At 44.2% G+C, this 12,536-nt stretch carries 11 protein-coding genes; 8 read left to right on the top strand and 3 right to left on the bottom strand.

The window, feature by feature from the left end; all coding sequences use genetic code 11:
- Position 1 precedes the first annotated feature (1 nt).
- The gene (locus LFYK43_RS04165) at positions 2–250 is read right to left on the bottom strand and encodes a hypothetical protein (protein WP_124975738.1); all 249 of its coding nucleotides are present in this window, start codon (positions 248–250) and stop codon (positions 2–4) included.
- Between the two features lie 573 nt (positions 251–823).
- On the opposite strand from LFYK43_RS04165, the gene LFYK43_RS04170 reads away from it, so the two are divergent.
- Both LFYK43_RS04170 and LFYK43_RS04175 read left to right on the top strand, forming a co-directional pair.
- Complete coding sequence (locus LFYK43_RS04170) at positions 824–1,873, top strand: PTS sugar transporter subunit IIC (RefSeq protein ID WP_124975740.1); 1,050 nt, start codon at positions 824–826, stop codon at positions 1,871–1,873.
- A gap of 30 nt (positions 1,874–1,903) precedes the next feature.
- On the top strand, positions 1,904–2,518 hold the full coding sequence (locus LFYK43_RS04175) for a sugar O-acetyltransferase (RefSeq protein ID WP_124975742.1): 615 nt from the start codon (positions 1,904–1,906) through the stop codon (positions 2,516–2,518).
- A gap of 507 nt (positions 2,519–3,025) precedes the next feature.
- On the opposite strand, the gene LFYK43_RS04180 is transcribed toward LFYK43_RS04175, so the two are convergent.
- Complete coding sequence (locus LFYK43_RS04180; RefSeq protein WP_124975744.1) at positions 3,026–3,304, bottom strand: hypothetical protein; 279 nt, start codon at positions 3,302–3,304, stop codon at positions 3,026–3,028.
- Positions 3,305–3,531: 227 nt separating this feature from the next.
- Here LFYK43_RS04180 and LFYK43_RS04185 point away from each other — a divergent pair, with 227 nt between their 5' ends.
- Positions 3,532–3,852, top strand: a complete 321-nt coding sequence (locus LFYK43_RS04185; protein ID WP_124975746.1) for a hypothetical protein — start codon at positions 3,532–3,534, stop codon at positions 3,850–3,852.
- A gap of 38 nt (positions 3,853–3,890) precedes the next feature.
- Positions 3,891–4,514 (top strand): DUF3862 domain-containing protein, encoded by a 624-nt coding sequence (locus LFYK43_RS04190; protein ID WP_124975748.1) that lies wholly within the window; start codon positions 3,891–3,893, stop codon positions 4,512–4,514.
- 83 nt (positions 4,515–4,597) lie between these two features.
- On the opposite strand, the gene LFYK43_RS04195 is transcribed toward LFYK43_RS04190, so the two are convergent.
- Positions 4,598–5,008 (bottom strand): acyl-CoA thioesterase, encoded by a 411-nt coding sequence (locus LFYK43_RS04195; protein ID WP_124975750.1) that lies wholly within the window; start codon positions 5,006–5,008, stop codon positions 4,598–4,600.
- A gap of 369 nt (positions 5,009–5,377) precedes the next feature.
- Here LFYK43_RS04195 and LFYK43_RS04200 point away from each other — a divergent pair, with 369 nt between their 5' ends.
- The 4 genes from LFYK43_RS04200 to LFYK43_RS04215 all read left to right on the top strand — a co-directional run bounded on the left by LFYK43_RS04200 (position 5,378) and on the right by LFYK43_RS04215 (position 12,304).
- Entirely contained in the window at positions 5,378–7,156 is a 1,779-nt protein-coding gene (locus LFYK43_RS04200) for an oligopeptide ABC transporter substrate-binding protein (protein ID WP_124975787.1), read from the top strand.
- A 140-nt stretch (positions 7,157–7,296) separates the two neighbouring features.
- Positions 7,297–8,625 carry an MFS transporter gene (locus LFYK43_RS04205; RefSeq protein WP_229717942.1) on the top strand — a complete coding sequence of 443 codons (1,329 nt, stop codon included), beginning with the start codon at positions 7,297–7,299 and terminating at the stop codon, positions 8,623–8,625.
- 144 nt (positions 8,626–8,769) lie between these two features.
- Complete coding sequence (locus tag LFYK43_RS04210; RefSeq protein ID WP_124975752.1) at positions 8,770–10,527, top strand: ABC transporter ATP-binding protein; 1,758 nt, start codon at positions 8,770–8,772, stop codon at positions 10,525–10,527.
- Positions 10,520–12,304 (top strand): ABC transporter ATP-binding protein, encoded by a 1,785-nt coding sequence (locus LFYK43_RS04215; protein ID WP_124975754.1) that lies wholly within the window; start codon positions 10,520–10,522, stop codon positions 12,302–12,304. The genes LFYK43_RS04210 and LFYK43_RS04215 overlap by 8 nt, the downstream gene beginning before the upstream one ends.
- Positions 12,305–12,536 lie beyond the last annotated feature (232 nt).

Genomic DNA, 12,536 nt, shown 5'->3' on the forward strand with positions numbered 1-12,536 from the left:
TTTAGTATGTCGGCGCCATCCAGCCGTTATCTAAGAGCTGGTGGTATTTTTTACCAACTGGAATCCATAAAGCTGCCTTTAGGATCCGGCGCATTTCTTCCCAGAAAACGGAGTCAGAACGCTCGCCTTCGGAAATTTCCAGCGACCAGTAATCACCGGTTTCGGTCCTAACGATGATGTGTGGGTAAAAAACTTTCGTAATCTGAGCTGCAACAACATTTTTACTAATGCTTGATTGGTCTAGTAACATTTTAGAGGACCTCCGTTTGTTTTTTTGACGATTTCAATTTACCGACTGGAGCTTAAAGCAAACTAAAAATGGAGGCTGGTTTAGTAAATGGCAAACTTTGCAAGAAAATCATAAACTGACAGACTTATGTTAGCTGGTGAGAAATGTGAGTAGGGGGGTAAGGACATACTCTGGATAGGATTTATGCTGTTAAGCAAAGGGAAAATTAAAAACATGTTGACTTGTTTTTAACTAAATGTTAATATTTCTCTAACTTAAAAATCGCCACCTCAAGTAGGGTGTTATCTGGGTGAAAGAAAGTCGGTGGAAGCTGCGAACCGATCAGGATAACGCTGCGAAATACGGCGATCGAAGTTCGGAAAACAGAACCGTTATCATCTGACAAGAGTGGAGACAGAACAGTCTGTTTTCGAAGCTGGGTGGTACCGCGGTCGTGTCAGCGCATCGTCCCTGTTGCATATTAGTTGTGCAATGGGGACGTTTTTTTATCACAAGGCTCGGATAAAGCGGATGCTTGTAATTTCGAACTAAGATCCATTACTGGTGGAACGATTAAGGAAGGGGAAGTTTCAAATGACAAAAGACATGGATGGACGAACTTTCATCATGAATATCTTGAATGGTGTAGCAACGGGGGTCGTGGTTGTATTGATCCCGGGGGCATTGCTCTCAGAAATATTTAAGGCTTTAGTCGGAAGCTTTCCGCAGTTGACAATCGTTTTGAATGCATTGACGATGTCTAATTCGCTGATGGGCGTCGTGTGCGGGATCTCAATCGGATTGCGTTTTGGCTTTACTCCGATCGAGACATTTTCGCTGGGGTTAGCGACCCATTTGGCATCAGGCGCGGTAATTTTCAAGAACGGGGCAATGCTGCTGAAAGGTACTGGCGACATCATCAACATGATTTTGACTGCCAGTGTTGGCGCGTTAGTGATCTTGTTACTGAGCGGCAAACTCAAGTCATTCAGTCTGTTAGTGATCCCGCCGCTACTCTTGGCAGTTGTCGGGGTTGCAGGCTTACTGGTCTACCCGTATGTTTCACAGATCACGGCTTGGGTCGGTGTCGGTGTCAAACAACTCACCGTTTTGCAGCCCGCGTTAATGTCAGTACTTTTGGCTGAAGTATTTGCCTTGATGATCCTTTCGCCAATTACTACGGTAGGGATCGCCTTAGCAGTTTCGCTTTCAGGCCTGGGTTCGGGTGTGGCTAACCTTGGAATCTGTGCAGCTGGTTTCGGTTATGCTATCATGGGTTGGAAGGTCAATCCGCATGGGACCAGCCTGGCGATCTTTATGGGCTCACCGAAGATGGCTTTGCCAGTGCTTGTGCGTAATTTCAAAACTTTCATCCCAGTGGCTGCCAATGCCGCGATTTTAGGCTTACTCGGATATTTCTTCAATGTGCAGGGAACTCCGATGAGTGCAGGCTTTGGGATCTCTGGCTTGGTGGGACCGTTAAATCACATTAATTTGTCAGCAGGCGGCTGGAACACCAGCAACATTTTGACTGCACTTCTGGTCTATATTGTCGCACCGGTCGGGCTGGCTTTGGTATTTAAATACATATTTACCAAGCTGATCCCGCTTGTCAGCGAAAAAGACTACCAGTTAGAAATTTAAACTAGCTCAGCTTTGAGAAAGGAACTAAAGATGACTAACGATGAAAAAAGGATCGCTGGCAAACTCTATGACCCAGAGGATCCGGTTTGCCGGCGAAAAGCTAAACGCGCTCATCTGTTATGTCAAAAGTACAACGAAACTACTGATGGTGAGACTCAAACCAGACAGGAACTGCTTGACCAATTGTTAGGCAGTCACGGAGAAAATGTCTTTTGTCAGGGCCCGTTGTACGTTGACTATGGCAGCGAGACAATGGTTGGGGATAATTTTTACGCTAATTTCAACCTGACGATCCTGGATACTTGTCCGGTCAGGATCGGAAATAATGAATTTTTGGGGCCAAACATCACGTTGGCAACACCCTTGCATGGGCTTTTGCCGCGAGACAGAAATCCACACCTGATTGGAGACAAAATTGGAACGCTCGAGTATGGCAAGCCGATCACGATCGGAGATAACTGCTGGCTAGGAGCTGGCGTGATCGTGAATCCTGGTGTCACGATCGGGGCAGGTTCTGTGATCGGATCTGGGAGCGTGGTGACCAGAGATATTCCGGCTGGTGTCTTGGCGGTGGGAAATCCTTGTCGGGTCGTCCGCAAACTGACTGAGGCAGACCAGCTGCAAAAACAGGACGAACTTTGGTAGGAGAATAATTGGATGACGAAGAACTGCATCTTGCAAGCCGCTGAGCTTTGTACGAGGCAGTTCTTTTACTTGGAAGGTTCGCGAAGTTGTGCAGCCTAAGAATAGTGCTTGTTAAACACCAAAAAGGACTAATATCCTTATACATGTAATCACCGCAAAACATGAAAAGAGGATAATAGCCCCATGGATAATATGTAGCTGAATTAGTCGAAATTTTAAAGGGTGAATCGTCTTTACTTAAAAAATTAATGACCAACTAAAAATGGCCACTTACCTAGGACAAATAAAAAGACGCCCCACTATAACTTTGGCGAGTTATGGGACGACTTTAGTAGTCTAACGTAATTATGCCACCGCCTTTGAAGCGGCTTGTAGTTGCTAACATCCATCGGATGCTTGCTGCAATTTTCTAGAGACAACACTGCGCCTTTTGACGAGACATCTAACACACTAATTATCAAGTGCACTTGGCGAAAGCCAAATTTTCAAAGCTTTTGAAGATTAAAATCAGTATTTCGTGAGAAATGCATTCATGTCTGATGCAGGGATCACGTGGATGGCGGGTTCTGCATCGACCCAAGCCGCCCATTCTTGTTTTTCGATCACGAGGACACGCTGGTGCAGGCTGCCATCGCTTTGTAAGAGATGGAAATAAACCTTAAGTTCGTTAGAATCTTCTTCCTCAACTACGGGATAAATAAAACCGGCACGAAATTGCCAGGAATCTTCTTCTTGGGCCTGGATCTCGATATCTTCTTGGGTAAATGTATATTCTCTGATTTTCATGAAGAGCCTCCCTTATGATACGTCGTTGTGTCTTGCCTATTATTATACATGAATTATTGGCGGACTTGTTAGCGAATGATTGGTCACGGGCGGGAGTTTGTTATAGAATTTAAATAACAGGGCGAAACAGTGCGGTTAAAATATGAGCATTATCGGACGCGGAATTCTGGAGATAAACTAAATATGTTTATGCAGTACATAATTTCAAAAGAAAAGGGGCCGGCAGAATGAAAAATTTCGAAGAAGTCAGACTAGAGTATACTGACAGTAACGGGAAGAAGCAGCAACGCCAGGCCGGTTTGATCAAAGACTTTTCGATCAGTCTGAACACCCGGTATTTGGTCAGTTTCGAAACAATTGAAGAAGCACAGCAATTTGCGCAAGATGTTAAGCGCAAACGGATGATCGTGACCACACAAGCAGGGGTCACTAAAATTTACCGGGTCAAAAATTTTGTGATCAAAGATCCCGCTGGCTTTGCGTCTCAGACCGGCTTGGACGTTGGTATCATCCAAGGAGAACTTTATTTAAATGTTGTTTTATCTTAAACTTTCTAACGCATAGACAGCAGGGGGCACAGCATTTTATGGTAAAAGGCAATCAAAATTCGCCCAGAAGAGATGAGCGCTCTACTTTTTGGGTACATTTTGCGATCTCAGCGGCCATTCTGCTGATCATTGGTTTTATTGGCTTGCAGATCAAGAATCGATATGAACAAATTAATCATTTGACTCTGGCTAATTTCAATTCGATTGAACTTTCCTCGACCGAAGGCGATTCATTGGGAGATGTGACGGCTCTTTTCGGTCGTAAACCAGCAAATGTAGCTGAAACTAATAAAAAAGGTGTTTCGACGCAGCTGGCAGGCTGGAAAAAAGTCGCTAAGGAAGGCGAATATTCTCGCGTTTTTGTTTATTTTAACCAAGGGCACGCAGTTTCTAAATCGATCAAGGGATTGAAGCGCGACGAAACCAAGCGGATCACCCGCAGAGATTTTGACGCTCTGCAGCCTGGAATGAAAAAAACAGATGTGGTGCGCCTGATCGGTACGCCGAATGCCTATACCTACAATGAACGCTTTTATGGGATCAGCAGTGAACAATGGACCTACACTAGCCAGACTAACTTAAAAGGCAAGACGACAGTGGTCCTGACGATTTCGTTTAAAAACGGCAGATTAGCTGCCAAGACACAAAGTGATCTGCACTAAAAAACGTCTCTACTTTTGGCTGAGAAGAAAATTTTCTCAGCAGGAGAGGCGTTTTTATTTTTGCCTAAAATAGCTAGTTAAATTTAGTCTGCAGCCTGTAAGTCAACTAGGGTCTGATAGAATTCCGGAAATTGGGTTTTGACATCCAAGATTTGACCTGCTTGGTCTAGAAAGCAGTGGGAACTTTCGGCTGTGCAAACGATCTTTTCATCAACTTTCATGGTGTAAGCCAGAGTTAGTTTAACACGGCTGACCTTGGTGACGGCTGTCTTGATCGTAATTAGGTCCGGATAGCCGGTCGTATGCTTGTACTTACAGTTGACAGAAACGACTGGTGAAATGATCCCCTGCTCCTCCAGTTTGTTATATGGCCAGCCGATTTGTTCTAAAAAGTCGCTGCGAGCTTCTTCCATGAAACGAATATAGTTGGTGTGATTGGTGATTTGCATTTGATCGGTTTCGTAGTATTGGACCTTGTGCTGATATGGTTTGATAGGACTTCCACCTCTTGTATAAAATTTTGTATTGCCACTATTTTAACATTACATCAGAGCTAAATCTGAATTAAAAAATTAAAAATAGCTGAAAATAATTTTTAATGTAAAGTCAGCTTTGAAGTTTTTTAGCTCAACGACGGCGGGAATCGATAGACTGGGATAAGACCTCGTCTTTTATCTAAAATTAGAAAAAAATTAAAATAAAGAGTTGAAAAGGTGTGATTTATCTAATATAATCTTAGACAAATATCATAAAATGTATCAGTAATTATTGCGGTTGAAGACAAGAATGCACGTGACAGCGGACCGCTCAATTTGTAGTTAGGGGGAAAGAAGTTGAACAAAATCAAGAAAAAATGTGCCATTATGTTCGCAACCTTCTTGACTGTCTTGTCGTTAGCCGCTTGCGGCAGCAATGAGAAGGCCGTCAGTTCTAAAAATAAAGTTGAACCGGCTCAATTATCTCCAAACTATAAAAATCCGCGTAAAACTAGTCAAAGTGCTGATGCTAATAGCACGCTGAAAGTGGCTGAACCTAACGACTCGCCCTTCAGAGGGATCTCTGAGCCTACCTTAGCAAGCAATGCCGAAGATACTAGTGTTTTTAGTCCTGGCGGCAACGGAAATCTATTTAATGTTGATCAGAACTTTAAGATCATTAAGGGGGGCCTGGCCGACCAAAAACTAGATCGGAAAAATAATACGGTGACGATCACCATCCGTGCCAATGCCAGATGGTCTGACGGTCAACCGGTCATCGCGCGCGACGTTGAGTACCCCTATGAAATAATCGCTGCTCCAAGATCTCCTTCTCCGCAATATTCAGCTGATTTTGAACGGATCCAAGGCATGTCTGCATATCATACCGGTAAAGCTGCAACTATTTCTGGCTTTACCTATCCTAGAGGCGAAAACGGCAAAGTTGTTGTGATCCATTACAGCGCGCTGTCCCCCAGCATGAAATTTTTGGGAAATTCTTTTGTCTGGGGTACAGTTGCGCCTTATCATCACTATCAAGGAATTGCGCTCAATAAATTGGCCGCTTCAGCTCAAGTACGTAAAAATCCGGTTTTCATTGGTCCTTATAAATTGGACAAAATTGTCGCTGGCGAGTCCACATCCTGGTCGCCCAACAAGTATTATTGGGGCAAGAAACCCCAAATCAAGCACATTAAGATCAGTGTGGTTTCTTCGAATAGTATTGACAAGGCGATCCAGACCAAGAAATACGATTTCACATCGCCGACGGGTGTGATGCGCGCAACTAGCTATAAAAAATTGAAAAATCTGAAAAACTATCAGATCGTGGGGCAGCCCAAGCTGGGTTATAACTATTTTGGTTTTAATCTGGGCGAGTATGATACCAGCCAACAAAGAAATGTGATGGACCCCCACGCGAAAATGGCTAATAAAAAATTACGGCAGGCGATGATGTATGCCATCAATGAAAAAGCTATCAATGAAAAATATGGTAATGGGGTCAAATGGAGTGCTAAGACGTTGATTCCGCCAATTTTCGATAAGTATACTGCTGAATCTGCCAAGCACTTTTCTTATGACCCTCAAAAAGCCGCTGAATTGCTGGATCAAGCCGGTTACAAGAAAAACGGTAAATGGCGGACTCGGCCAAACGGCAAACCGTTGGTTATTTATTTTGGAGTGATGCAAGGCGACTCAGCGAGCCACGCAGCTTATCGAGAGTACCTGAAGCGCTGGAAAAAGGTGGGCTTGAACGTTAAGCTGGCGGACGGCAAGGAAATGGAAATGAACAGTTTCTATGACTTGCTCCAAAAGCCCAAACAAAACAAGGTCGACATTTTCGCGGCTGCTTGGAGTCTTTCGTCTGAACCGACACCAACCCAGTTATACGGTGCAGACGCGCCTTTAAATATGGGCCACTTTGTCACCAAGAAAAACACCCAGCTGCTCAAAGAGATGAACAGCGAACGAGCTTTTGATGATTCATATCGGGCGGAGAAGTTTAAAGAATGGCAAGAGTATATGAACGAGCAAGCCGCTTATGTGGCGACAGATAATAGCTACCAATGGAGTACAGTCAACAAACGTGTCAAAGGTTTTGACTTGCGCGTGGATAATAACGAATTCTGGAGCAGCCTGTCATTGACTTCTGCTAAATTGAAATGAGTTGAATTTTTTAAGCTAGTTGATCTATGAGTTTGACAACTAGGAACTGACCGCTTGGACTTAAATTAATACCACTTGCAACTCACGCCTTTATTTTTGGCGTTTTGTACGCTAAATTACAAGCAAAGAGGGTGTTTGATTTGGAAAAAGAAGGACTTAACGAAGCGGTTATCACCGATCGTGAATCTAACTGGCAGATTGCAAAGGACATTGCGACAAGTTTTATTGGGAGTCTGAGCGGTGATATGTTTGCCTTTGGGATGGGGTTGATGCTGCTCGATCAGACTCACTTGGCAATTAGTTTTGGCATTGAAATGATCATTACACCGCTGGTCGGTCTGGCTTGCTTGATACCTGTCGGTAATTTGGTTGACCGGCACCGGCACAAGCGAATATTGAATTTCAGTACCGGTTTACGTTTATTGGCATTAGTGATTTTCGCGCTGGCGATCGACCGCTTTGCTGGAGCAGGCAAATTAGTGCCGGTAGTCTTGTTTCTAATTATCAATACATTCTCGGTCAACATCAATAACGCGACATATACCTCCTCGGTGCATGAACTCGTTAACCGGCAGAAAATTCAAAAATTAAATTCACTTGTGCAAGGAGCTGGTTCGTTGGCAACGATCGCTTCTCCAGCACTGGGCACTGCTTTATACAGTGTCGTCGGTTTTGATATGTTTATTTATATAGAGATCGGCGCGACTGCTCTTTCATGGCTGATCTTACAAACGATGCACTTTCACTATGCTCCTATGGTACAACAAGAAAAGTCGACCGTACAAAATACTTTGCAGGGTCAATTCAAGGGCTTTAAAGAAGGACTGGTGTACCTGAAGAAACGGTCCTTATTGACCACAGTTATCGCAATTGCGATCGTGCTTAATTTTATTTTTACCTCACTCAACATTGGACTGCCGTTTGTAATCAAAAACCAGCTTGGGTTCGGCAATACGCCTGTGGGATATTTAAACAGTGCCTTCTCATTTGGGATGCTTGTAGGAAGCTTGCTGCTGGGGCTTTTTTCTAAAAGTAATAACTTAAAGACAAGATTGATGTTTCCAATGATTTTACTGGGCGTAGAAATCAGCTTGCTGGGAGGTACACTCAAGTTTACCCAAAATCCAACACAAGTCTCGGTCATCGGCAGCCTAGTTATGGCAAGCATTGGGATCACTTTACTTGTCTTGAACGTGACTATCATGGTTCGACTGCAGCAGACCGTACCTACACAATTATTGGGGCGGGTCTCGACCCTTTTAACAACTGCCAACACATCTGTTGAACCACTGGGAACAATTTTTTATACCATCGTTTTTCAAAAAGTTCTGCATGGCAGTTTGGTTTTTATTGTGAACGGTTCAGTGATGCTGGTTTATACATTGATCATGATACCGTTGATGATGAAAGCAATTAAAAACGAGGCTGAGCTTGACGCGCAAGTCAAAGTAAGCGAGCACATAGAGTGATATTTCTCAGACAACTAATTAAAAATAACAAATGTTGTCACTAGGCTGTCTGTCGTGAATTTGTCTGCTAGTTTTTTATCCGCTGGTATGGTATAAATGGAATATTCATTAAAAAAAGATTAAGAAAAAAGGAGGTGCTATTCGGTGAGTATTTTTATTAAGCTGGGATGGTACTTTAAGCAAGAGTGGAAGACCTATTCGATCGGCGTGGTTGGTCTACTGCTCACATCCTTGCTGGGAATTGTTTCTCCCTGGGTGATCGGACGGCTGGTTGATCTGATCCACCGTGGAAATTTAAAGGTGCATGACCTGGTTTTTTTATTGGTGATCTTGGCTTTCGCCTCAATTGCCCAGTATGGCGCACGTTATATTTGGCGCAATGCTATCTGGGGAGAATCTGCTAAATTAGAAGCAGTTTTGCGGGGACGACTTTTTTGGCACTACATGCAAATGGATACCCAATTTTTCCAGGCCTACCGAGCCGGAGATCTGATGGCCCACGCTACTAATGATTTGTCGGCGATCCAACGTGTGGCTGGTGGTGGGATCTTGCAATTTGCAGATTCCATTATTACTGGCGGGACGACCTTGATCGCGATGATGACAGTTGTAGATTGGCGCCTGACCTTGATTGCGGTCCTTCCGTTTCCGTTGTTGGCAGTCATGTCGCGAGTTTTGGGCAACAAGATGCACATTGCTTTTAAAGAGTCGCAGGCTGCTTTTTCGCGCTTAAATAATAAGGCGCAAGAGAGTATCAGCGGAGTTAAGGTGATCAAAAGCTTTGGTCAGGAACAAGATGACATTGAAGAATTTAACGGACAGATCGATGATACGATCAAAATTAACCGCAAGGTTAGCTGGTTGGATGCTTTGTTTGATCCAATTACGACTCTGATCATGGCTATTTCCTATGTTGTGACGATCGTTTACGGCGGACACCTAGTGATCGCAGGAACGATCACTTTAGGTTCACTGGTGTCTTTTGTTTCCTACTTATCGATGCTGGTCTGGCCGATGTTTGCCATTGGCATGCTCTTTAACACGCTCGAACGCGGCAATGCCAGTTATGACCGGATCGATGCGATCTTAAACAAGCGCAGCAGTATCTTGGATAAAAACGATGGAGTGGTTGAAGAACCGCATGGAGATCTGGTTTATGCAATCGACTCTTTTAAATTTCCGGATGAGCAGCAAAACAACTTGCAACAGATCCATTTTACCTTAAAAGAAGGCGGAACTTTGGGCTTAGTCGGGCCGGTCGGTTCGGGTAAAAGCTCAGTCATTCGTTTGCTTTTACGCCAATTTGACGAGTACCAAGGTGCAATTTATTTTAATGGGGTCGATTTACGCAATTATCAGTTGGATGCTTTGATCCCGGCAATTGGCTATGTACCGCAGGAAACTTATTTATTTTCGAATACCGTGCGGGAAAATATTCGTTTTGCACGACCGGAAGCTTCACAAAAGGAAGTCGAATTAGCCGCCCAAAAAAGCGATCTAGCAGGGCAAATCAGCAGTTTTCCTGCCGGCTATGATACTCAAGTCGGTGAGGAGGGGATCTCGCTTTCTGGCGGGCAACGCCAACGGATCGCGATCGCTCGTGCTTTGCTGATCGATCCTGAGCTCTTGATCTTAGACGATGCTTTATCTGCGGTGGATGCTGAAACGGAAACCCGGATCTTGCGGACTTTACGGGCAGAGCGCCAGGATAAAACGACGATCATTGCCTCGCACCGCCTAAGTTCGGTTATGAATGCCGATGAGATCCTAGTGATGGATGATGGCAAGATCATTGAACGCGGGACGCATGCCGAATTAATGGCTCAAAATGGCTGGTACGCGGAGACATTCGATCTACAGGCCTTAGAAACTGAAGATGAGGAGGAAGATATCAATGGATAACCAGCATGAGTCTGTCTGGGCTCACAGCATTCCAGCTAAAGAGCAGCTGCGGATCATTAAGCGGCTCTTCTTATTAGCCAAACCATTTCAGTGGTACTTCTATTTTTCGATCATCTTCGCCGCGACCGTTAGCTTGATCAATATTCTCCTGCCCAAAATCATTCAGCGGTTTATGGATAAATACCTGGCTTTTGGCAAGGCGGATGAAATGGTGATCTGGTTTTTTGCCGGGCTGTATTTCTTTGGCATGGTAGCCAAAGCCTTAACACAATTTGGGCAAACCTATCTGGCCAGCATGGGTGCCGAATACATGCTGGAGGACACACGGCGCAAATTATTCCAAAAACTGCATACCCTAGGGATGCGCTATTTTGATCAAGTCCCAAGCGGTTCGATCCTTTCGCGCTTGACCAACGACACGATGGCCTTTCAGAATTTCTGGGAAATGTTTAGCAGCTTGATCGTGGCAATTTTTTCGATGGTGACTGCTTTTATCGCAATGTACACTACTGACAGAAAAATTGCACTGTGGCTGCTGATTTTCATGCCGTTTTTGGCAATTACGATCTGGTACTATCAAAGGTACAGTTCACGCGTCTACCGCCAAATGCGGACGAAGCTTAGTCTGTTGAACAACAAGCTGGCAGAATCGATCACAGGGATCAATGTGATCCAGGATTTCCGCCAGGAGAAGCGGATCACTCAAGAATTCGAAGACGTCAACGGCGAGTACTATCAAACTAGAAAAGCAATGATTCGGGTCAACTCTTTACTTCTTGGTCCGATCGTCAATTTGTTTTTTGCATTTGGGACGGTCATGGTCTTGGGGATCTTTGGGGTCCAAGGTTTACATTCATATGTTGCCGCCGGTGTGGTTTATGCGTTTGTGACGTATTTGGAAAATTTCTATAATCCTTTATCCCGTGTCATGGAAAGCTTCAGCGACTTTCAAGATGGGATGGTGGCTGGTTCGCGAATTTTACGGATCATGGATGAACAGTTGCTGGCTCCAAAGCAAAACAAAGAAGCCTCCGCAGAACTTTCCATCGGCAAGGTTGAGTTTCGGCATGTGACCTTTTCATATGATGGTAAGCATACGATTTTGAAAGATATCTCTTTTGTCGCTCAGCCGGGAGAAACTGTTGCTTTAGTTGGTCAAACAGGCAGCGGCAAGACATCAATCATCAATGTTTTGATGCGTTTCTATGAATTCGGTGAAGGCGAGATCTTACTTGACGACAAGAACATCCGTGACTACCCGCTGGCAGAGCTGCGAGCCAAGATGGGATTAGTTTTGCAAGAGCCCTATATGTTTTATGGGACGATCAAATCCAACATTCGGATGTTTAATGACAAGATTACGGATGAACAGGTCAAGCAAGCAGCAAAATTTGTTGATGCCGACCAGTTTATTGAACAGTTACCGGGGCAATACGATGCCAAGGTCATCGAACGCGGGGCGAGCTATTCAACTGGGCAAAAACAGCTGATTGCCTTCGCGCGGACCGTTGCAACTGATCCAAAGATCCTAATTTTGGATGAAGCCACTTCAAACATCGATACAGAAACTGAAAAAATGATCCAGGATGGTCTGGCTCAGATTCAAAAAGGCCGGACTACAATTGCGATCGCGCACCGTTTATCAACGATTCAAAATGCTGATCAGATATTAGTGCTCAATCAAGGAAGAATCATAGAACGCGGAACTAACGATGAACTATTGGCCAAGCGCGGAATGTACTACGATATGATCAAAAAACAAAATGCTGCCCACTAAGCGAGCAGGGAATAAAAAAAAGGAACATCACAGTCTAAGCAATGGCGTGATGTTCCTTTTATTTTATTCGAATGATGAATCAATTTTAACAAAACAGGTCCTGCAAGGCTGCAGGGCGCTTGTCGCTCAAGTTTTGTTATCACTATGGCTCCATTTTCGTGAGTGTTTAAAATGGCTGGCAAACAAATTAACTGCTTTTGATCAAGAACAAAAAGACGAAATAAATTTAATT

It is taken from the genome of Ligilactobacillus salitolerans, from assembly GCF_003864415.1.
Lineage (GTDB): Bacteria > Bacillota > Bacilli > Lactobacillales > Lactobacillaceae > Ligilactobacillus > Ligilactobacillus salitolerans.